Raw genomic sequence first — 21,880 nt, forward strand, 5'->3', positions numbered from 1 at the left:
CCTATCAGTGGAAGCGCCAGGAAGCCGCGGCGCTTCACGCTTGCCCCGCGCCGAGAACCCGCTGCGCATAAATAGCGGCGAGCGCCTGGTCAGCGCGCCGCTTGCACCTGCTCGCGGTTCTGGCGCGCGCCGGCCAGGCGGATGATCTGTTCCAGTTCCACCGGCTTGACCAGGTGGTGGTCGAAGCCCGCTTCCACCGTGCGGCGGCGGGCATCGCTCTGGCCCCAGCCGGTCAGGGCCAGCATCAGTATGCGTTCGGCGCCGGGACGCTGGCGGATTGCCCGCGCCGTCTCGTAGCCGTCCATGCCGGGCATGCCCAGATCCATGATGATCATGTCCGGCTGGTTCTCGGCGGTCATCGCCACGGCCGCCGCGCCGTCGTAGACGGTGCGCACGTCGAAGCCGTCGATCTCCAGCAGCGCCGCCAGCGAATCGGCGGCGTCGGTGTTGTCGTCGACTACCAGCACTTTCATTTTGCGGCCGTCCGCCGACGCGGCAGGGGAGACCAGCGGCACCGGCTCGCGCGCGCCGCTGTCGTTGACGATCGGCAGATGGATGACGAATTCGCTGCCCTTGCCGACCCCCTCGCTATAGGCGTCGACGCTGCCGCCGTGCATTTCGGCGAACTGGCGCGACAGGCTCAATCCAATCCCCAAGCCGCTGGAGAACTGGCCCACCACGGTGTTGCTTTGCTCGAACATGCGGAAGATGCGCGTGATCGCCTCGGCCTCCAGGCCGATGCCGCTGTCGCGCATCGAGACGGTCAGCGCGTTCTGCTCCACCACCGCGCGCACCACCACGTTGCCGCCCTGCGGCGTGAATTTGATCGCGTTCGACAGGATGTTGGCGAAGATTTGCACCACGCGCGCGTAGTCGGCGTTGAGCATGATCTCGCTGGTGGGCAGCTGCCAGGCGACGTGGATGCGCTTGGCGCTGGCCGCCTGCGCGCACAATTCGCTGACGTGGTTCATCACCGACGCCAGCGTGACCAGCTGGCGCTGCAGCTTGATCTTGCCGCTGGTGATGCGGGCGACGTCGAGCAGGTCGTCCACCAGGCGCGTCAGCAGGCGCACCTGGCGCTCGACCATGTCGCGGATGCGCGCCACCGGCGCGGCGTCCGGATACAGGTGCGTGAGCAGCGAGACCGAGGTGCGGATCGGCGCCAGCGGATTGCGCAGCTCGTGGCCCAGGCTGGCGAGGAACTCGTCCTTGCGGCGCGCGGCCTCGCGCACCTGGTATTGCTTGTTGCGTGCCCGTAACGTCGAATGCAGCGCGGTGATCAACGTCAAGGTGCGCACCGGCCGCTCGACCAGGGTCAGGTTGCCCAGTCCGGCCACGGCGCGGCGCACCGTCTGCGAATCGGCGCCACGATGGGTCAGCAGCACGATCGGCAGGTCCGACCAGTCGGGTTGGCGCGCCACCCACTCTTGCAGCAGCTTGAAGCCGCCCGAATCCAGCGCCTCCTCCACCGTCAGCACCGCGCCGGCGCCCAGTTCCAGCTGCGCGGCCAGGTCGGCCAGGGTCGGGCAGACGTGGCTGTCGATCTGCGCCATCGCCAGCACCTTGGCCGCCAGCGGCCCGTCCTGGCCGAACGGCGCGTGGATCAGGATGCGCGTTTCCATGGTGTCAGCCATGGGCGCCGTCGGCAGAATGGTCATGGCCGTGGCCGTTGCTGTCCCCGGTATAGGTCGGCACCCCGGTCAGTATGCCGTGGAAGTTTTTCAGCACCGCGCCGACCTTGATGCCGCCCTTGTCGACGCGGAAGCGGCGGATGGTGCGCTCGTGAGCGCTGCCGCGTTTCTTGAACACCGAGATCGCCTGCTGCACCTCGCCTTCCGCCTCGAAGTAGCGCAGCATGATGACATTGTCGGCGATGTAGCTGGCATCGACCGAGGTGGTCATGCCGGTGCCGATCATGCCCTGCTGGACGCCGACGATGATGCTGACCACGCCGCGCTGGCCCAGGTACGTCAGCAGCTCGTGCAGGTAGATGGTCAGGAAGCGCTCGTCGGGCACGGCGTTCAGGTAGCCGTTCAGGCTGTCGATGACGACGATGCGCACGCCGCGTTCGACCGCCTCGACGATCGCGTGCGAGAACTGGCCCGGCGCCAGTTCGGCCGGGTCGATTTGCTGTACTGTCAGCAGGCCCCTGTCGATGGCGCCGCTCAAGTCCATGCCCAGGTTGGCGCAGCGGTTGAGCATATTGTTGCGCGCCTCCTCGAACAGGAACATCGCGCTGGCTTCGCCGCGCTGCGCGGCCGCGTGGATGAACTGCGCCGCCAGCGACGACTTGCCGGTGCCCGGCGGGCCGGAGATCAAGGTGCTCATGCCTTCCTCGAGGCCGCCGCCGATCTGCTGGTCCAGCTCCGCCAGGCCGCTCGAGAGCTGGCGCCGCTGGCTTTCGACGCGCGTGCCGGCCGCCACCAGGCGCGGATAGACGTGCAAGCCGCCCTTGACGATCTTGTAGTCGTGGGCGCCGCCGTGGAAGGCGATGCCGCGGTACTTGACCACGCGCACGCGGCGCCGTTCGGCGCCGTAGGCCTGGTCTGCCAGCTCCAGCGTCAGCACGGCGTGCGCCACGCTGCGCACTTGCAGGTCGGTCGAGAGGGCGGTGCGGTCGTCGAGGAAAATGGTGGTGCAAGAGCGGCTGGTCAGGTACTGCTTGAGCGCGAGCACCTGGCGCCGATAGCGCAGCGGGCTTTCGGCCAACAGCTGCAGCTCCGACAAGGAGTCGAGCACCACGCGGCGCGGCTTGTATTTTTCGATCGCCGCGACGATGCGCTGGGTGGTCGTGCCCAGTTCGATCTCGGACGGATGGAAGATGGTGTATTGCTGGTCCGGATCGAGCGCGTTCTCGTTGGGGATGATTTCCTCGACCTGGATGCCGCTCATGTCCCAGCCGTGCGACTCCGCCACGCTGCGCAGTTCGACCGCCGTTTCGGCCAGGGTGATGTAGAGGACGGCCTCGCCGTGGCGCGCGCCCTCGTTGAGGAACTGCAGCGCCAGCGTGGTTTTGCCGGTGCCTGGTTCGCCTTCCACCAGATACAGGCGGTCGCGCGTCAGGCCGCCGGCCAGGACGGTGTCCAGGCCGGGTACGCCGCTGCTGAGAAATAGATTGGTAACGCTGTTTTGTGCTTCCATGTCTGAATCCGATGCCTTTGAGGTGCCTTAAATATTACCGGAAACAGGGAAAGAGGGGTTTTTGGTATGAAAGGTTGCGTACGCTAGCGAACAAAGCGCCGCGAGGCCGGCGCCGGCTAGCCGCGGGCCACGCGCTGCAAGCCCTCCTGCTTGTTAACATACATCGCGCGGTCGGCCCGCCCGAGTAGCATTTCAATATCCTGTGGGTCGTCAGGATGGTGGACGGCGATGCCGATGCTCGCGCCCAGTTGCACCGTGACGGTCTTGAGCGGATAGGGCCGGCGCAGCGCCGCCAGCAGCTTGTCGGCCGCCTCGCGGGCGTCCGATTCACAATGCAGCATTTCGACGATGACGATGAATTCGTCGCCGGCCAGGCGGCCGACGGTGTCGGTCTTGCGCACCGTCTGGCGCACGCGCTCGGCGAACTGGCGCAGCAGCTCGTCGCCTTCCTCGTGACCGTAGCGGTCGTTGACCTGCTTGAAGCGGTCGAGGTCGAGGAAGTAGACGGCGCAGCACTGGCGCGTGCGGTTGGCGCGCTGCAGCGCCTCGGTCAAGGTCTGCAACAAGGCGCGGCGGTTGGGCAGGCCGGTCAGGGTGTCGCGCAGCGCCATCTCTTCCATCGACGCGAACAGTTTTTTGCGCTCGCTGATATCGTGCAGGAAGGCGATGAACAGGTGGCCGCTGGCGCGCGGCACGTAGGCCAGCGAGATCTCGACCGGCAGTTCCTGGCAGTCGCGGTTGTGCAAGGTGAGTTCGACGCGGCGGTTGAGCACGGTGGTGTCGCGGGCCGCGCCGTGGGCCCCGGCGGCGCCGGCCTCGGCCAGCTGGCGCATGTCGCGCTCGTAGGCGCGGCGCAGCAGCGGCGGCAGCACCATCGCCGCCAGCGGCTGGCCGATCACTTCGGCGCGGGTCCAGCCCAGCAGCTTTTCGGCCTGGCGGTTCCAGTCCAGCACCACGCCGCCCGGATCGAGGGCGATGAAGGCGTCGTGCGCGTTGTCGAGGATGGCGCGCAGCTCGGCCGCGCGTTCCTGCAGCAGCCGCTGCGTGCTGTGCTCCTGCGCCAGCGCGCGCTCCAGTTGCAGGGCCTTGCGGGCGATCTCGCGGGTGCGCTCGCCGACCGTCGATTCGAGTTTTTCGTTGAGCGCGCGCAGCGCCGCCAGGTGCGCTTGTTCGTTGTCGAGCATGCGCGCCAGCGCGCTCGACAGCACCTGCACCTCGTGGAAGCTGTCGACCTGCACGATGGCCGGCAGGCCGCTGGCGCCGGGCGGCGCCGCCGAGCGCAGCTCGAGGTTGCGGCTGAGCGCGTTGAGTGGGCGCGTGTAGCGGCGTCCGACGATGGCGGCGGCGGCCGCCATCGCCAGCCCGAGGATGGCGCCGAGCAGCAGGATGCGGCGCTCGAGCGACCGCGCCGAGGCCAACGCCACGTCCTCCGGCTGGCGCACGATCACCGACCATGCCAGGGTGGCCGGGTCGCCCGCCTTGCCGGTCGCCGAGTAGCCGCTCAGGTAGCTGCGCCCGTCGGCCCAGGTTTCCCGGACCGCGCCGGTGGCGCCGGTGCGCGCCAGCCGCACGCTTTCGCTGTCGAGCTTGCGCTCCTCCATGCCCTTGGGGCCGAGGATGATGGTGCCGTCGGCGCGCACCACGAAGATGTCGGCCGCGTAGGCTTGGTCGGCCGGCGCCACGATGGTTTGCGCCATGCGCCGCGCCCAGCCCCAGCTCATGTGCACGCACAGCACGCCGCGCGCGCCGCCGTCGGCGCCGGTCACCGGGCCGGCGGCGTCGACGAAGCGCCACGGGTCCACGCTGGCCGGCAGTTTCTTGCCAAGCAGGACGGCGGGGTGGAAGTCGCCGGCGAACAGCTTGTCGCGCCCGCCAGCGAACCAGTCGCGCGCGCCGACGTCGGCGCCCTCGAGCATGCCCTGGGTGGCGGCGTAGACGCGCCCGTCCGGCGCGGCCAGGCCGATCCAGGCGTAGTCGGGGAAGGCTTTTTGCACGCTCTCGAGTACCGCGCGCACCTCGGCCGGCGAGTGGGCGTCGCGCACCTGCGGCAGGTCGGTCAGCAGCTGGACGTCGCCGACGGCTTTCTGCACCACGCGGTTGAGGGCGTCGCGCGTCTGCCACGACAGCTGTTGCAGGCGCTGGCCGGCTTCGCGCTCGGCGTAGTTGGAGCCGAAGTGCTCGACCAGGATCAGCAGCGAGAGCACCGTCAGCAGCACCGTGGCGCCGACACCCGCCGTCACCAAGGTGGTGAGCCGGGGTCTGGCGTGGCGCGGGCCTGAGCCGAGAACGGTTGACGTGGTCATAACGGCAAGTTTTCTACTGTGCGTCGGGACTGAAAGGTGACTGAAAGAAAGTAATTTTATTGTATCACCCGAAAGTTCGGATGGTTCCATTGTTATAGACAAATTCCCTCTGTGCAACCACAGTCCACCCGGGCGAGGCGTCTTAAAACCCCCTTAAAGTTGCTTTGCATAATTAAATGCTGGCTTGACATAGTTAGAATGATCGTTCATTCTATGGCTTGTGCTCATAATTTCTACAGAAAGTCCCAAGCCATGGAAGCTCTTTTCTGCAAACCGTCCCTGCGGACGGCCGGGGCAGCAGCCCTGATCACCGCCACCGTGTTCGTCTCCGGTTGCTCCAAATCCACGCCCGCAGCACCTCAAGCGCAGGTGGCGGAAGTGGGCGTTTTCAAGGTGGCGCCGCAAGCGCTGCAAATCACGACCGAACTGCCGGGCCGCACCGCCGCCTTCCAGGTGGCCGAAGTGCGCCCGCAGGTCAACGGTCTGATACAAAAACGCCTGTTCGTCGAGGGTGCCGACGTCAAGGCCGGCACCCCCCTTTATCAGATCGACCCGTCGCTGTACCAGGCCAGCGTCAATTCGGCCAAGGCGGCCCTGGCCAAGGCCAAGGCCAGCGTGCTGACCAGCGGCCCGAAAGTCTCCCGTTATAAAGAGCTGGTCGCCATCGAAGGCGTCAGCCGCCAGGATTACGAGGACGCCGTCGCCGCCGACGCCCAGGCCAAGGCCGATGTGGAATCGGCCGCCGCCGCGCTGGAAGAGGCGCAGATCAATCTGCGCTACACGCACGTCTACGCGCCGATCAGCGGCCGTATCAGCCGTTCGACCGTGACCCCGGGCGCGCTGGTGACCGCCAACCAGACCGACCCCCTGACCACCGTGCAGCAGCTCGACCCGATCTACGTCGACATCACGCAATCGAGCGAAGACCTGCTGCGCCTCAAACGCGACATGGAAAGCGGCAGCCTGAAACAATCGGGCCAGGCCAAGGTCACCCTGATGCTGGCCGACGGCACCAAGTATGCGCAGGAAGGCAAGCTGCAATTCTCCGGCGTCTCGGTCGACACCAGCACCGGCAACGTGGTGTTGCGCGCTTTGTTCCCGAATCCTAAAAACGATCTGCTGCCGGGCATGTTCGTGCGCGCGGTGGTGGAAGCCGGCGTCGACGAGCAGGCCATCGCCGTGCCGCAGCAGGGCGTGAGCCGCAACCAGAAGGGCCAGGCCACCGCGCTGGTGCTCAACCCGCAGGGCAAGGTCGAACAGCGCGTGCTGGTCACCAGCGGCACCCAGGGCGACAAATGGCTGGTCAAATCCGGCCTGGCCGCAGGGGACCTGCTGATCGTCGAAGGCCTGCAAAAAGTCAAACCGGGCGCGCCGGCCAAGGTGGCCGCTGCCGCTCCCGCCGCCGCACCTGGCGGGTCGGGCACACCTGCCGCCGCCGCCACGCCTGCCGCCAAAAGCGCGCACTAAGACAGGAGCCAGCTTATGTCACGCTTCTTTATTGACCGCCCCATTTTCGCCTGGGTGATCGCCATTGTGATCATGCTCGGCGGGGTACTCGCGATCATGGGACTGCCGATCGCGCAGTATCCGAGCATCGCGCCGCCATCGATCTCGATCTCCGGTTCCTATCCTGGCGCCTCGGCTAAAACCGTGGAAAACGCCGTCACCCAGGTCATCGAACAAAAGATGAAGGGTATCGACGGCCTGCGCTACATGAACTCCTCGAGCGATTCGACCGGCGGCATCAGCATCACGCTGACCTTCCGCAGCGGGACCAATCCGGACATCGCGCAGGTGCAGGTGCAGAACAAGCTGCAACTGGCCACGCCGCTGCTGCCTGCCGCCGTCACGCAACAGGGCCTGGTGGTCAGCAAGGCCACCAAGAACTTCATGATGGTGCTCGGCTTTATCTCCGAGGACGGCAGCATGAAGCAGGCCGACCTGGGCGACTATGTGGCCGCCAACGTCATCGATCCGATCAGCCGCGTCGAAGGCGTGGGCGACGTCACCGCCTTCGGTTCGCAGTACGCCATGCGCATCTGGCTCGATCCGGCCAAGCTGCAAAGCTATCAACTGACGCCGGCCGACGTCAGCGCCGCCATCACCGCGCAAAACACCGAGGTCTCCGCCGGTGAACTGGGCGGCCTGCCGGCCGCCAAGGGCCAGCAACTGAACGCCACCGTGTCGGCCCAAAGCCGGCTGCAAACCGCCGAGCAGTTTGGCGCGATCCTGCTGAAAACATCCGCCAGCGGCGCCACGGTGCACCTGCGCGACGTCGCCCGCATGGAACTGGGCAGCGAGAACTACGCCGTGCTGTCGCGCTACAACGGCAACGCCGCCACCGGTATGGCCATCAAGCTGGCCACCGGCGCCAACGCGCTCGATACCGCCACCGCCGTCAAGGCCAAGGTCGCGGAACTGGAAAAACTGTTCCCGCCCGGGATGAAGGCCGTCGTCGCCTTCGACACCACGCCGTTCGTCAAGATCTCGATCGAGGAAGTCGTCAAGACCCTGGTCGAGGCGATCGTGCTGGTGTTCCTGGTGATGTACCTGTTCCTGCAAAACTTCCGCGCCACCCTGATCCCGACCATGGCCGTGCCGGTCGTGCTGCTGGGGACCTTCGCCATCCTGTCGGTACTCGGATATTCCATCAACACGCTGACCATGTTCGCGGTGGTGCTGGCGATCGGCCTGCTGGTCGATGACGCCATCGTGGTGGTGGAAAACGTCGAGCGGGTGATGACGGAGGAGGGCTTGTCGCCGCTCGAGGCGACGCGCAAATCGATGACCCAGATCAGCGGGGCGCTGGTCGGCATCGCCATGGTGCTGTCGGCGGTGTTCGTGCCGATGGCCTTCTTCGGCGGCTCCACCGGCGTCATTTACCGCCAATTCTCGATCACGATCGTCTCGGCGATGGTGCTGTCGGTGATCGTGGCGATGGTGTTCACGCCGGCGCTGTGCGCCACCTTGTTGAAGCCTGTGCCGAAGGGCCACACGGCGATCAACACCGGTTTCTTCGGCTGGTTCAACCGCACGTTCGAAAAGAGCAGCCATAAGTACGAGGGCTTCGTCGGCAAGATCCTGAATCGCGGCGGCCGTTCGCTGGTGGTGTACGCGCTGATCCTCGGCGTGCTGGCCTTCGTGTTCATGCGCCTGCCGACCTCCTTCCTGCCGGAAGAGGACCAGGGCGTGCTGTTCACGCAGATCCAGCTGCCGACCGGCGCCACCCAGGAGCGCACGCTCAAGGTGATCGAAAAGGTCGAACAGCACTTCATGAACAACGAGAAGGAATCCGTGGCATCGGTGTTCGCGGTGGCCGGCTTCAGTTTCGCCGGTAACGGCCAGAACACCGGTATCGCCTTCGTCCGCATGAAGGACTGGTCGGAGCGCAAGGGCGCCGACCATGCCGTCGGCGCCATCGTTGGCCGCGCCATGGGTGCGTTCTCGCAGATCAAGGACGCGATGGTGTTCGCCTTCGCCCCGCCCGCGGTGCTGGAACTGGGTAACGCTTCCGGCTTCGATTTGCAGCTGCAGGACACGGGCGGCGTCGGTCACGAGGCCTTGATGGCCGCGCGTAACCAGATGCTGGGCATGGCCGCGCAGAGCAAGGTGCTGGTCGGCGTCCGTCCGAACGGCCAGGAAGACACGCCGCAGTACAAGATCACCGTCGACCAGCAAAAAGCCATCGCGCTGGGCCTGACCGTGGCCAACGTCAACCAGGTATTGAGTAACGCCTGGGGTAGCGCCTACGTCAACGACTTCGTCGACCGCGGCCGCGTGAAAAAGGTGTACCTGCAGGGCCAGGCCGAATCGCGTATGGCGCCGGAAGACCTGAAGAAATGGTTCGTCCGTAACGCCGACGGCGAGATGGTGCCTTTCTCGGCCTTCTCGACCGGCGAGTGGATCTTTGCCTCGCCACGCCTGGAACGCTACAACGGCCTGTCCTCGAGCGAAATCCTGGGCGCCCCGGCGCCGGGCCAGAGCTCCGGCACGGCGATGGCCGAAATCGAAGCCCTGGCGGCCAAGCTGCCGCCCGGTATCGGCTACGAGTGGACCGGCCTGTCGCTCGAAGAGCGCGACTCCGGCTCGCAAACCGTGGCGCTGTACGGCATTTCGATCCTGATCGTGTTCCTGTGCCTGGCCGCGCTGTATGAAAGCTGGTCGATTCCGTTCTCGGTGCTGCTGATCGTACCGCTGGGTGTGGTCGGCGCGGTGCTGGCGACGTTCCTGTTCAAATTGTCGAACGACGTGTACTTCCAGGTTGGTCTGTTGACTGTGGTGGGCCTGGCGGCGAAGAACGCGATTCTGATCGTGGAATTTGCCAAGGACCTGCAGGAGCAGGGCGTCGAACTGCGTGACGCGACCCTGCAAGCGGTGCGCCAGCGTTTGCGTCCGATTTTGATGACATCGATCGCTTTCGGTCTGGGCGTGCTGCCGCTGGCGATCAGCAGCGGCGCCGGTTCGGGCAGCCAGAACGCCATCGGTATCGGCGTGTTGGGCGGGATGCTGACGTCGACCTTCCTGGGTATCTTCTTCGTACCGCTGTTCTTTGTGCTGGTGCGCGGCTTCTTCAGCAAGAAGAAGGCCACGCCGCCGGCACCTACCTCGCACGTGGAGGCGCATTAATCATGAAAATCATGCATAAGTCTTTAATCACCATGGCCTCGCTGGCGCTGCTGGCCGGTTGCAGCCTGGCGCCCGTGTACGAGCGTCCGGCCGCCCCGGTGGGGCAGGCCTGGCCCGCCGGTGAAGCGTATAAAGGCGTGCCGCCGGCCGCCGCCGACGCCAAGCCGGTGTCGGAAATCCAGTGGCGCGAGTACTTCTCGGACGAACGCCTGCGCAAAGTGATCGAGCTGGCGCTGGCCAACAACCGCGATCTGCGCGTTTCGGCGCTCAACATCGAACGCGCCCGCGCCGAGTACAACATCCAGACGGCCGCGCTGCTGCCGAAGGTGAACGCGGGCGTCAGCCAGAGCGCCACCCGCACGCCGGCCAATATGACCGGCACCGGCGAAGCGGCCATCGTGCGCCAGTACAGCGGCGGGCTGTCGATGCCGTCGTATGAGCTGGACTTCTTCGGCAAGGTGCGCAACGCCTCCGAAGCGGGCTTGCAGACCTACCTCGGCACAGAGGAAGCGCGCCGCACGCAGCAAATCAGCCTGGTGGCCGAAGTGGCCAACGCCTATCTGACCTTGACGGCCGACCAGCAGCGTTTGACGCTGGCGGCGGAAACCTTGAGCAGCCAGCAGATCACCTATGATTTGAGCCGCAAGCGCTTCGAGAACGGCGTTACCTCCGGCGTCGACATGTACGACGCCGAGACCAGTGTGCAATCGGCCCGTAACGACGTCGCGACCTACACCGCGCAGGTGGCGCTGGACCAGAACGCGCTGAACCTGCTGGTGGGCGGCGCCGTGCCGGCCGACCTGCTGCCGGCCGACGAACTCAATCCGGTCACGCAACTGGCCGCGATTCCATCCGGACTGCCGTCCGACCTGCTGCGCAACCGTCCCGACGTGCAGCAGGCCGAGCGCACGCTGCGCGCCGCCAACGCCAACATCGGCGTGGCGCGCGCCGCCTTCTTCCCCAGCATTTCGCTGACGGCGTCGGGCGGCAGCGCGAGCCGCAACCTGTCCGGATTGTTCAAATCCGGTTCGGGCACGTGGAGCTTCGCGCCGCAAATCAACCTGCCGATCTTCGATGGCGGCGTCAATCGCGCCAATCTGAGTATCGCCAAGACGGACCGCGACATCTATGTGGCGCAGTACGAGAAGGCGATCCAGGTGGCCTTCCGCGAGGTGGCCGACGCGCTGGCCACGCGCGGCACCATCGACGAGCGTTTGGCGTCGCAGCAGGCGCTGGTGGACGCGGCCGAGAAGAGCTTCAAGATCAACGACGCCCGTTACCGCAAGGGCGCCGACACATATCTGAACGCGCTGGTGTCGCAGCGCGCGCTGTATTCGGCCCAACAGGGTTTGATCAGCACGCGCCTGAACCAGACCAGCAACGCCGTCACCTTGTATAAAGTGCTTGGCGGCGGCTGGCAACCCGAGGTTGCGCAACAAGGCAATCCTCCGCGCGGCTAGACTTCCGCAGGCGGGCGGTGGGTGTGGCGGCCATTTCGATGGCTGTTGCGCCCTCGCCGTTTCGACCCAAGGGTGGATTGACAAACCCCGTCGGCATCGCCACAGTTCCGCCCCCAGGCATAGAGAGAGACCCAAGGACACGACATGACTACCCCCGCAAAACGACGCACCGACCCGGAACGTGCGCAGAACCGCCGCAACCAGGTGCTGGAGGCGGCGGCCGTGTGCTTCGCGCGCAGTGGCTTTCACGGCGCCAGCATGTCCGAGATTTCGAAGCAGGCCGGCATGAGCGCCGGCCATATCTACAATTATTTCGACAGCAAGGACGCCATCATCATGGCGATCGTCGAGCGCGAGAGTGAATACGTTACCGGGCTGCTGGTCGACCTGCAGACGCGCGACGATCCCCTGCAGGCCATGATCGACGACGCGCGCCGTCATATCGACGAGACGCTCGATCCGCAGCCGTGGCACGTGCCGCTGGAGATGTACGCGGAGGCGTCGCGCAATCCGGCTATCGCCGCCAAACTGCAGGTGCACGAGGAGAACTCGCGCAGGCAATTGCGCCTGCTGGTCAAGGCGGGGCGTGAGCGCCGCAACCTGCCGGTGGACGACCATCTGGTCGACGGCCGCGTCGACACCATCATCTCGTACTTCCAGGGCTTGCCCATCCGCGCGCTGAACCGGCCGAACATGAACCGCGACGGTCTGGCGGAAGCCTTCCGCGTCGCGATGTCGGCGCTGTTGATGACCTGATCCGATCCAACGAATTTGTCTCGTAGTGTTTCCGGCCGAGCAGGCCGGTTTTTGTTGTTGTACCATGGCTGATCTCCCATTCCAGCCATCGGAGCATCATGACTTCCTACGTTATTCCCGCCCACGACATCGTCGGCCTGCCGGTCGCCGGTACCACCGATCTCTTTCCCGTTCGCCGCGTCTACTGCGTCGGACGCAACTACGCCGCCCACGCGCGCGAGATGGGCTACGATCCGGATCGCGAACCGCCATTCTTTTTCTGCAAACCCAATGACGCCCAAGCGCTGGTGCCGGTCGCGCCGGGGCAGGTGGTCGAGCTGCCGTATCCGCAAGTGACCAGCAACCTGCACTACGAGTGCGAACTGGTGGTCGCCATCGGCAAGGGCGGCAGCGACATCGCCGTGGAAGACGCGGCGCAGCACATCTTCGGCTACGCGGTTGGCCTGGACATGACGCGCCGCGATTTGCAGTTCAAGATGCGCGACGCCGGCCGGCCTTGGGAAATCGGCAAAGCCTTCGACTACTCGGCGCCGATCGGCGTGATCCATCGCGCCGCCGAAGCGGGCGACATCGGCCACGCCGCCATACAGCTGGACGTCGACGGCGTGACCAAACAGTCGGCCACCATCGACCATTTGATCTGGTCGATCAGCGAAACCATCGCCAATTTATCGACCTTGTTCGCGCTGGCGCCGGGCGACCTGATTTTCAGCGGTACGCCGGAGGGCGTGGGCGCCGTCGTGCGCGGCCAGACTTTGACCGGCAAGGTCGATGGCCTGTCCGGCATCGCCGTCAAATTGGTTTGAATTGTTTAGAGCAGGGCGTCGATGGCAGCCAGCGCGCCGCAGTGCGGGCAGGTCGGCGCCGGTTTCAATAGCTGGCGGGCGTCGTTGTTCAGCTGTGGCTCAAAGCAAACATGACAAATACTTAAAGTGGCTGCTATAATTGCGAATTCGTCGGGGCGTAGCGCAGCCTGGTAGCGTACGTGCATGGGGTGCACGGGGTCGGAGGTTCGAATCCTCTCGCCCCGACCAATAGAATCAAAGACTTAGGCCAATCTTCGGATTGGCCTTTTTCGTTTTGGAGTTTCGTGCTTTAAAGCGTCGTACGTGATAAACCGTCGCCGCCTCGAAGACGGCTAATGCTGGCTTGCTGTAAACTATTATCTTTTAGATACTTTCGTCGCATAGCATGCATTTCTTTCGAAACAGGTCGATGACTGTACTGTCGCCGCTGCGCCTGGGTGTAAAGCTGGCGATCAGGGCTGGCTGCACGCTGGCTGCCGCCGCTTTGAGCTTGGGTGGCGCATCGGCCAATGCTGCAGAGGCTTTGCCGTTCTGGCAGTCCAGCCTGTCGCACACGGCCTGGACCAAGCGCGACGGCGCGCCATCCGACGCCAGCGCCATTGTGCAGGACCGTACCGGCATGCTGTGGATCGGCGCCACGGACGGCCTGTTCCGCTTCGACGGCGTGCGCTTCGAACGCATCGACGAGATCGCCGGCAATAAGCTTACTTCGCCCAATGTCCACGCGCTGTCTCTGATCGACGATGCGTTGTGGGTAGGCTACGAGCACGGTGGCATCACCATCTTCAAGCAAGGCGCGGTGCGCCACTACGGCGAGGCGGAAGGCGTTCCACCAAGCGCCATAACGCAATTCGGCAAAACCTCCGACGGCATGCATTGGTTTTCCAGCGCCGCCGGCATTTATTGGCTGGACGGTGCGCAATGGCGTCATGTGACACCGGCCGACGGCTTGCCCCCGGATGATATGCCATCGTTAAACGTGCTGCACGATGGCAGTTTACTGGTGACCCACTTCAGCGGCCTGTATCGTAACGTTCCCGGTACGCACCGATTCCGGAAAGTGGGTGCTTTCGGAAGCATGCAGCGCAGTCAGGTGACCGACAACGGCGAAGTGATCGTTTTTAAATTCGGCGAGACCACACAGCTGTTCGAACCGGTGGCGGAAACACTGACGCCACTACGCCTGCCGCAACTCGACGTGCCGCCGTATAGCGTCCACCGTGACCGCCGCAATGCGTGGTGGATCGGCTCCGGCGACGGGATGCGCTTGTACACGCCCGACATGCAGTTGAAAAAGCAGTTCGTGGCCCCGCACGATTTCAGCTCGATGCGTGTGTTCAGGGCGCCGTTTGATGACCGTGAAGGCAACCTCTGGTTCATTAGTGAGAATGGACTGGACCGGATAAGGGAAACTCGGCTAACGGAGCAAGACATGCCGGCCTTTAGCACCGATTTCAGCATCACGACCGGGGCCGACGGGGAAGTGTGGATTAGTGCCCACTCGTCGCGCTATCCGGTTTTCCCGCCGACCTTCGCCGTGGCCGCGGACGGGCGCCGCATTGCCAGCGACATGTACTCCGCCACCGCCGGCACGCTTGCCGCGGACGGCACACTCTGGTTCGGCGATCCGCATTGGGTGTGGAGCTGGCGCCAGGGCGAGGCCAAGCGCTGGCCGCTGACTTCGGCGTTGCAACGGCGCCCTTTGCAGGCGCTGGCGATGGCGGACGACGGACGGCTATGGGTGTCCGCGGCGAGGCGCGGCGTGCATACCTTCAAGGATGGCGTCTGGCACGCTGGCGGCGGCCATGCCGCCTTGGCCGGGCGCAGTGCTGTATCCCTGCATGCGGACGGTCAAGGACGAGTCTGGTTCGGCTACACCGGCAATGCCATGGCGATGCTGCATCACGATAAAGTTCAGCAATTCGGTCCGGCCGAAGGACTGAGGGTGGGCAACGTGCTGTCCATTTTTAGTCAGCGCGGCACCCTCTGGGTTGGCGGGGATCAAGGGCTGGCGCACTTCCATGAAGGCCGCTTCGTTGCCCTCAACGACAGCGTCGGCAGACCTATCGCAGGCATCGCGGGCATTGTCCAGACCGCGCAGGGCGAGCTGTGGCTTCAGGCTTTGGGTGGCTTGATCCGTATCGGTGCCGCCGATCTGGCTGGCGTCTTGAAGGGCGGCCGGAACCAGGTCACCGTCGAGCGCTTTGACTACCTCGATGGCTACAGGGGAGAAACCCAGCAGGTGCGTCCGCTCAACACGCTCGCCGAGGCTGGCGACGGCCGCCTGTGGTACGCCACCTCCAGCAGCGTCGGCGCGATCGATCCACGCCGTATAGCCCGCAACGCGGTGGCGCCGACACCGCTGATCACCTGGCTCAATACCGACAGCAGGCGGCACGCTGCCGTCAACGGCATCGGCCTGCCCAAGCATACCCACAACCTGCGCATCGATTTCACAGCCGCCGTGTTGTCCATCCCTGAGCGCGCGCGATTCCGCACCCGGCTGATCGGACACGACCATGAATGGCGCGACGCCGGCGCCTTGCGCCAAGCCTTCTATACTAATCTCGGTCCCGGCGACTATCGCTTCGAAGTGATGGCCGCCAACGAGGACGGCTTGTGGAGCGTTGCCCCGGCAAGCCTGAGCTTCGGCATTGCGCCGGCGTTCTATCAGGCCACCTGGTTCAAGCTGGTCTGCGCAGCGCTGCTGGCCGGCACGCTGTATCTGCTTTACCTGTGGCGCCTGACCCTGATGACAGCGCGCGTAGTGGAACGCATGCGTGCACGCTTGGACGAGCGGGAGCGCATTGCGCGCACGCTGCATGACACGTTCCTGCAGAGCGTGCAGGCTTTGATCCTGCATTTCCACAGCATCAAGTCGGTCCTGCCGAAGGAGGACAAGGTGCAGCAACGTATCGACGACGCGCTCGACGCCGCCGATGCGGTGATCGAGGAGGGCCGTGAGCAGTTGATGGACTTGCGCTCCGACCATGCATGCCGGGTCAACGTGGTGCAGGCGCTGGAAGCGGCCGGGGCGGGGCCCTGCGCCCAGCACGGCGTCGCGTTCACGCTGCACGAGCGGGGCGCACGGCGCCCACTACGGGGCGATGTTGAGCACGAACTGGTCGCCATCGCCAGGGAGGCGATCGCCAACGCCCTTCAACACTCGGGCAGCAGCGACGTGGTGGCGCAATTGAGCTACGGCGCCGGCGAACTTGCGCTCGCGGTGAGCGATCACGGCGTCGGAATTGATGAGGCGGTGCGCAAGGCCGGGCAGCGCGAGCGCCATTGGGGACTACCTGGCATGCGTGAACGAGCCGCGCGGATCGGCGCAGAGTTGGCCATCCACAGCGCCCCCGGCGCCGGTACATCAGTGGTGGTGACCTTAAGCGCCAGACGGGCCTATTGTTAGATGCGCGGGCTGTTTCCCTTTTTACTTGCTCAGACTTTCAATTCCTCAGTCGAGTGAGTCCTGAGCCAGTCCGCCAGCGCGTCGTCGATTCTCGTCTGCCAGCCTGGGCCTGTTGCGCGGAAGCGGCTGACGATTTCCGGTGACAGGCGAATGGTGATGCGTTCTTTTACTGCGGCTTTTTGCGGCCCGCGCTCACCCGGCCTACGCTTCAAGGTAACGAGGTTTTCATAAGTCCCGTCGTCGAAGAACTCCTTCGCCGACTTCGATTGCCGAAAATCGCCAGCGGACCATTCCGGATTGTCTGGATCGCCAGCGATGCCGGCGTTGATCCGAGCATCCTCTGCCTTGGTTGGCAGAATGATTTTAGGCTTGGTTTTCATATTCCTTAACCTCCCTACGGTTAGCCTTTCGAAGGCTGATGATGCGCACAGCTGTTTCCCGGAGAGAGAAGACCATCACGTATAAGCGATTTCCGATCGGACCTGTTGAGACGAGCCGAGGTTCCAAGTAGTCGTAGCGGCTATCGATGCGAACGATAGCGTGCTCCCAGTCAAAGTCTTCCGCGATATCGAACCACACGCCGTGCTTGGCCACGTTCTGTGCCAGCTTTTTTGGATCATGCGTGTAGTTCATGGTTTATTGTATGCACGAATAAATTGGGTGTCAATCTATTCGTGCATACAAATAATTGTCTTCCGGATTCGTCTGGCTTGGCTTAACTTGGCAGCGTAGATGCATGGGGTGCACGGGGTCTGGGGGCGAATCCACTCGGCCCGACCGATAAAAACAGGGCTTGACGCTAAGATGGAGAAGGGCGATATCCTGCGCTTCGTGATATGCGAAGTGCGTTGTTGTCGGCAAACGGATCGCAGGCCCTCACGATATCTGTGCGCGCCATCTGCAAGACCTGAAGGAAGGGCCGGCGCGCGGATTGAAGCGGAATCTGGCCGAAGCCGACAAGGCAGTAACGCTTTATACGTTAGCCATAGCGCGCCTGCGCAACACTAGTCCGACAAAGCCCATGCCGATCATGAACATGCCGTAAGTGCCTGGTTCCGGCACGGGGGACACGCTTTGATCGACCGTCCAGGAGGCCGACGTCACCCGCCCGAGAAAGTGGGTTTGACCACCGAGGTTCCCTTGCCGATTCACCGCGAAGTGAGACTCCGTAAACAGATTGGACAATTCGCCGCCGAACGCACGCGGGTTCAAGAAGTCGCTGTCTGGCATGAACTGCTTCGAATACGAGGAAATGCTGGTACTCGCATCGATGTTATCGCCGGGATTGAGTTGGTTCTTGCCCCACGTGTCCATGCTGAGCCAATCGTAGCCATTAGGCTTGCCCAAAGTCAGGCTGTTTCTTATCGTTACATCAGCCGTTGCGCTGATGCCTTTCCAGCTGTACGTCACGTTACCGACGGTAACCGAGCCGATAAAGTTGTGGGAGGTGTCGTGACGCCAATCCAGCCCTTCCTCCTGTACGATATCCTGGAAGCCATCCAGGTCTAGGGTCATCGTCTGCGTAAAGGTCTGGCCTTTGAGGTTTTCACCCACGCCGAAAATGTTGAGACCATCGTATCCGTCGTACAGGATGCCCGTCGAACTGTAGGTTACCAGCGCCGCTTGGGCCGTACCCGCCACGAAACCGAGCACCGTAATCACCGCCATCTTTTTTAATGAATTGAACATAGATTCCATCCTGATAATGTAAAGAAGGCAATTTTATCATTTATGGTTTAATTTAATGAAATAAATTTAAGTTAATTTCATTATCGCCATAGCTGCGGACCGCTTGCTACATGACTTTCCCAATGCGGACGGGCAGCAAGATATCACGTTCCGAATACGCTACGATCATCGTCATCAGGATGAGGCACATGACCACGATTGCGATCTGGAATTTGCGTTTGCTTGCGGCACGGTGGCTCGCTATTGCTTCGGTGGAGGGGATGGACATTGTCTCAGATTGTTGTTTAAATTCTTCTCAAATTGTACAGCGGAAATTACAAGTGTCAAAACCATATCGCTGTTTTCGCTAGTAACCGCAGGTTGCTTTTGGCAATTTAGCGACATGGGAGGTAATCATGCCAACGTTGAGTAAACATCAGCCCGTGCTCCGGTATCTCCGGTCTCGATACCCTGTGGATCTTGCCGCCGGGGCATTGCACCGCGTTGGCAGCATTTTCAAGTTGCGCGGCCGGAGGGAACATCTCTTACGGCGCCTCTTTATTACGCTTCGCCGCATAGCCGAGTAAGCACAACCCGGCCAGAAGCATCGCGTACATCTCTGGCTCGGGCACTGGCGGCGGCTGTACAGCTAAAAAATCCGGCGCCACTACCGACCCTAAATAAAAGCTCTCGATCGGTGGCCGGCCGCCTTGGTAAGCAGGCGCGAACAGCATGTACGTGATGGGTAGCGGGTTGGCGGCGGGCGCCGCATCGGTAGTGAAAGAAAAGCCGGAAAGTGCATTCGTTTCGCCAACGCCGTTGAGTCCCCAGCCAAAGTAGGTGGCGGCAGGCGTAAGGTTTTCGTAGTTTGGGTTGACGCCGACGTAGGTATTGAAAACCCAATTGGCAGGACTGGTGAAGGAAATTGGGTGCAAGTCGAAGTTGGCTCCGTTACTTTTCACCAGCACCAACACCTCCGTCACCGGGTATTCCGATGCCGAAAGTTCGTAGCTGTAAGTGTAGAGCCCGTTTTCAAAGCTGACGGTACCGGTGAGGTCTGCCGCCGAGGCGCTGAACCAGGTGAAAAAAGCGAGTAGTGCAAATAGGCGTTTCATGACGGTCCCCTAGATAAGGTTGAACGATGTGCGACGAGGGCGCTCCGGTGTCCAAGCTTGACTGAAAGGAAAGCGCCCATCGAATATACATTGAATATTAAAATTACAATGATTATCTGCCCTGAGCTGTTGAGGGAAATCACGCCAACGACACAAACTTGCAAAGGGTTGCCGGCCGGCTCCGGTTGCACGCGTGTGCGCCAGATAACGGAATGAATCCGGTCACTGTGCAATCCTTCATGCACTATTATTTAAGGAGGAAATTATGAGCGATGATCTGGCCAACGCCGGCGCGCAAGACCGCGCCCGCATCAATGTCAACGAGACCCACGAAGTCACTTACTGGACCAAGGAACTCGGCGTTACCAAGGACCGGTTGCACCAATTGGTCAAGGAAGTTGGGCCGAGTGCTAAAGCTGTCCGCGAGAAGCTGGCTGCGGGCTAGCCTCCACAATCCGGTACGCGTAGCAGGCTTGCCATTTCGTCTGTGATGTCATCGGCGGCGCCGCCTTTTTGCCGTGCGTTAGAACGGTCCGGCGCCCCTCTCTTGACACGCTTTGCACGGAGTCCAGAAGAAGTTGCACCACGTCAAGCTACCGATAGCTCCAGCTTGCGGCCCAACGCGGCCATTGCTTCCTCGATGCGGTCAATGCGCGTGGTGTGCTTTAGATCGATCAGTCGGTTGACTTCTTGCCGTGTAGTGGCCATGCGTCTCGCCAGCTCAGACGGGATGATGTCCTGTTCGAGCATCTGATTGAGCAAGAGAATCTTGGCGACCACGCTCGCGGGCACCGGGATCAGACGATCACCTCGTTGTGGCGCCGATGGGGATGGGACTGTGCGCTTTTCATCGAAGTAGACCTCCATTGCGGCGAGCAAGACGTCCTTCGCCATGAAAAGCGCGTCGGCCTCGTCGTCTCCTTGTGTGATCGCTTCCGGAATGTCGCGGAAAGTGACAGTGATGCCAGCCGCTTCCGGTGTAAAGGTAGCAGGGTATTTCATGGAAAACTCCAGTAGGCTATGGATGCCGCAGTTGTGATCAGCGCTCCAAGCGCTTTACCAACCCGCCTCACTTCAGGTTGAGCTGTTTTTTTACGTTTTGGACAAGTCCGGTAGTTAGTTCTTTTGCCGGGTGCCTGGGCAGGAAGCTGGTCTTGCCGTTCAGTTTAACTTTGGTGTGGTTCCTACCCTCTTCGAAAGTCGCTCCGTTCTGCTTAAGCCACCTGACGAATTCACTCTGTTTCACAGGGTCCCCATTACTTGGCGGTGAACATAATGTAATCATAATTGATTACGGTGGCAAGCTGTTTTTTGCCGGCGTCTATCATTGAGTTACATCAGACGTTGTGTGCTCAGAACGAGCTTTCATGCCACATGGGATTTCGTGATGTCCGGCTGCCGGCACTAGCGAACAGTCACCCGCATGCGTTATGCTGCGCGGCATGTAAGACATCGGAATTCAAGGTAGGGGATATGTCAAAAGAGAAGAATCCGTTGACCGGCGCCGAGGTAACGCCGCCGGCGCGGATCAGCCCGCGTTCGCCGCCGCCGTTGCAGGCGTCGCGGCCCGCTACGCCGGAGGAAGCCGCCGCCAAAAGACAGGCGCGCGAGCAAAGGGATGCGGAGGTGCGCGGCGTCACGTCGATCCAGGAGATGCGTGACGCGATACGCAGCGCCGCACGCGCACTGCCGGCGATCGCCGAAGTGCCGCGCCTGCGCGCGCTCGATGCGGCGGCGTTTCGCGCGCGCGCCGCGCTAGGCCTGCCATTCCTGATCACGGGTATCGTCAACCGCTGGCCTCTGTGCGCGCTGTCGCCGCAAACGCTGCGCGACCGCTACAGCGAGGTGCAGGTGCGCGCCCGGGTAGGGGACTACATCAACACCGCGTTCGCGGCGGACCGCGCGATGCAGGATATGTCGATGGGCCAGTATCTCGACCTGGTCGACGAGGACACGCACGATCTGCCACCATACCTGGGCAATCTCGAGCTGCGCGAATTGAACAGCATGTGCCATTGGCCGACCTATTTCGACAAAATGGGACCGCCCCGTTTCTGGATCGGCCCGGCCCGCACGGTGACGCCGCTGCATTGCGACTACGACGACAACATCTTCGCGCAGATATGGGGCACCAAGCGGATTTTCCTGTCGCCGCCGCATCATGACGAGTTCCTGTACCCGAATGAGGCCAACGCCATCCTGTTCGGCTCCCCGTTCGATCCCGAGGCGCCCGATTTCGACCGCTTCCCGCTGGCGCGCCAGGCGACCATGATCGAGTGCGTCGTCAATCCGGGCGACATGCTGTACGTGCCGGCCGGCTGGTATCACCAGGTGCGCGCGCTGACGTTCTCGCTGTCGTCGAACCGGTGGGCCAGATCAATGCCGTTCGCCCTGAACGGCGACGCGTCCCTGCGGCGAAGCGACGCTTAACAAGCGTTGACACCCAAAATAAGAGGGTGATATATTCGTGTTTGTGAATTGGTAACGTTTCCAATCGTGTGCGGCGTGCCGGGCCACTTCGGCGTTCAAGGAGACTGGATGTTCAAGCATGGCAGGACATTGGAACGGGCGTGCGCCACCGGAGCTGTGGCTT

Annotated in this window: 17 protein-coding genes and 1 tRNA gene; 9 read left to right on the forward strand and 9 right to left on the reverse strand. The window is 63.0% G+C overall.

From position 1 onward, the window contains the following. Positions 1 to 89: 89 nt before the first annotated feature. The 3 genes from NHH73_09685 to NHH73_09695 all read right to left on the reverse strand — a co-directional run bounded on the left by NHH73_09685 (position 90) and on the right by NHH73_09695 (position 5,444). Entirely contained in the window at positions 90 to 1,658 is a 1,569-nt protein-coding gene (locus NHH73_09685) for a response regulator (GenBank protein USX28526.1), read from the reverse strand. Beyond that, positions 1,627 to 3,141: an AAA family ATPase gene (locus tag NHH73_09690; GenBank protein USX28527.1), complete on the reverse strand. Its 1,515-nt coding sequence runs from the start codon at positions 3,139 to 3,141 to the stop codon at positions 1,627 to 1,629. The genes NHH73_09685 and NHH73_09690 overlap by 32 nt, the downstream gene beginning before the upstream one ends. A 116-nt stretch (positions 3,142 to 3,257) precedes the next feature. Further along, positions 3,258 to 5,444: a diguanylate cyclase gene (locus tag NHH73_09695; protein ID USX28528.1), complete on the reverse strand. Its 2,187-nt coding sequence runs from the start codon at positions 5,442 to 5,444 to the stop codon at positions 3,258 to 3,260. A gap of 252 nt (positions 5,445 to 5,696) precedes the next feature. Between NHH73_09695 and NHH73_09700 the strand changes: the two genes are divergently transcribed. From NHH73_09700 to NHH73_09730, 7 genes are all read left to right on the forward strand, one after another. Continuing rightward, complete coding sequence (locus tag NHH73_09700) at positions 5,697 to 6,911, forward strand: efflux RND transporter periplasmic adaptor subunit (GenBank protein USX28529.1); 1,215 nt, start codon at positions 5,697 to 5,699, stop codon at positions 6,909 to 6,911. Between the two features lie 15 nt (positions 6,912 to 6,926). Further along, positions 6,927 to 10,070 carry an efflux RND transporter permease subunit gene (locus tag NHH73_09705; GenBank protein ID USX28530.1) on the forward strand — a complete coding sequence of 1,048 codons (3,144 nt, stop codon included), beginning with the start codon at positions 6,927 to 6,929 and terminating at the stop codon, positions 10,068 to 10,070. Between the two features lie 11 nt (positions 10,071 to 10,081). Beyond that, positions 10,082 to 11,530: an AdeC/AdeK/OprM family multidrug efflux complex outer membrane factor gene (gene adeC, locus NHH73_09710; GenBank protein USX28531.1), complete on the forward strand. Its 1,449-nt coding sequence runs from the start codon at positions 10,082 to 10,084 to the stop codon at positions 11,528 to 11,530. 144 nt (positions 11,531 to 11,674) lie between these two features. Next, the gene (locus tag NHH73_09715; protein ID USX28532.1) at positions 11,675 to 12,286 is read left to right on the forward strand and encodes a TetR/AcrR family transcriptional regulator; all 612 of its coding nucleotides are present in this window, start codon (positions 11,675 to 11,677) and stop codon (positions 12,284 to 12,286) included. Between the two features lie 98 nt (positions 12,287 to 12,384). Further along, a complete protein-coding gene (locus tag NHH73_09720) occupies positions 12,385 to 13,092 on the forward strand; it encodes a fumarylacetoacetate hydrolase family protein (protein USX28533.1) in 708 nt (235 codons plus the stop codon). Between the two features lie 151 nt (positions 13,093 to 13,243). Further along, positions 13,244 to 13,320: transfer RNA gene (locus NHH73_09725), tRNA-Pro, on the forward strand. 181 nt (positions 13,321 to 13,501) lie between these two features. Beyond that, on the forward strand, positions 13,502 to 16,504 hold the full coding sequence (locus tag NHH73_09730) for a histidine kinase (protein USX28534.1): 3,003 nt from the start codon (positions 13,502 to 13,504) through the stop codon (positions 16,502 to 16,504). Between the two features lie 29 nt (positions 16,505 to 16,533). Here the strand turns inward: NHH73_09730 and NHH73_09735 are convergent, their stop codons facing one another. From NHH73_09735 to NHH73_09750, 4 genes are all read right to left on the reverse strand, one after another. Next, positions 16,534 to 16,884, reverse strand: a complete 351-nt coding sequence (locus NHH73_09735) for a BrnA antitoxin family protein (GenBank protein USX28535.1) — start codon at positions 16,882 to 16,884, stop codon at positions 16,534 to 16,536. Then, positions 16,868 to 17,137, reverse strand: a complete 270-nt coding sequence (locus tag NHH73_09740) for a BrnT family toxin (protein ID USX28536.1) — start codon at positions 17,135 to 17,137, stop codon at positions 16,868 to 16,870. Before NHH73_09740 ends, NHH73_09735 begins: the two co-directional genes overlap by 17 nt. A gap of 339 nt (positions 17,138 to 17,476) precedes the next feature. Continuing rightward, a complete protein-coding gene (locus NHH73_09745) occupies positions 17,477 to 18,193 on the reverse strand; it encodes a PEP-CTERM sorting domain-containing protein (protein ID USX28537.1) in 717 nt (238 codons plus the stop codon). A 524-nt stretch (positions 18,194 to 18,717) separates the two neighbouring features. Beyond that, positions 18,718 to 19,287, reverse strand: coding sequence for a PEP-CTERM sorting domain-containing protein (locus NHH73_09750; protein USX28538.1), 570 nt, complete (start codon positions 19,285 to 19,287; stop codon positions 18,718 to 18,720). A 265-nt stretch (positions 19,288 to 19,552) separates the two neighbouring features. Between NHH73_09750 and NHH73_09755 the strand changes: the two genes are divergently transcribed. Beyond that, positions 19,553 to 19,732 (forward strand): DUF3606 domain-containing protein, encoded by a 180-nt coding sequence (locus NHH73_09755; GenBank protein USX28539.1) that lies wholly within the window; start codon positions 19,553 to 19,555, stop codon positions 19,730 to 19,732. 143 nt (positions 19,733 to 19,875) lie between these two features. Here NHH73_09755 and NHH73_09760 read toward each other — a convergent pair whose 3' ends face one another. Both NHH73_09760 and NHH73_09765 read right to left on the reverse strand, forming a co-directional pair. Continuing rightward, positions 19,876 to 20,289, reverse strand: coding sequence for a type II toxin-antitoxin system HicB family antitoxin (locus NHH73_09760; GenBank protein USX28540.1), 414 nt, complete (start codon positions 20,287 to 20,289; stop codon positions 19,876 to 19,878). 67 nt (positions 20,290 to 20,356) lie between these two features. Then, positions 20,357 to 20,533 (reverse strand): type II toxin-antitoxin system HicA family toxin, encoded by a 177-nt coding sequence (locus tag NHH73_09765; GenBank protein USX28541.1) that lies wholly within the window; start codon positions 20,531 to 20,533, stop codon positions 20,357 to 20,359. A 227-nt stretch (positions 20,534 to 20,760) separates the two neighbouring features. On the opposite strand from NHH73_09765, the gene NHH73_09770 reads away from it, so the two are divergent. Further along, positions 20,761 to 21,717 carry a cupin-like domain-containing protein gene (locus NHH73_09770; protein USX28542.1) on the forward strand — a complete coding sequence of 319 codons (957 nt, stop codon included), beginning with the start codon at positions 20,761 to 20,763 and terminating at the stop codon, positions 21,715 to 21,717. Positions 21,718 to 21,880: the final 163 nt, after the last annotated feature.

It is taken from the genome of Oxalobacteraceae bacterium OTU3CINTB1 (genome assembly GCA_024123955.1).
Classification (GTDB): Bacteria; Pseudomonadota; Gammaproteobacteria; order Burkholderiales; family Burkholderiaceae_D; genus Rugamonas.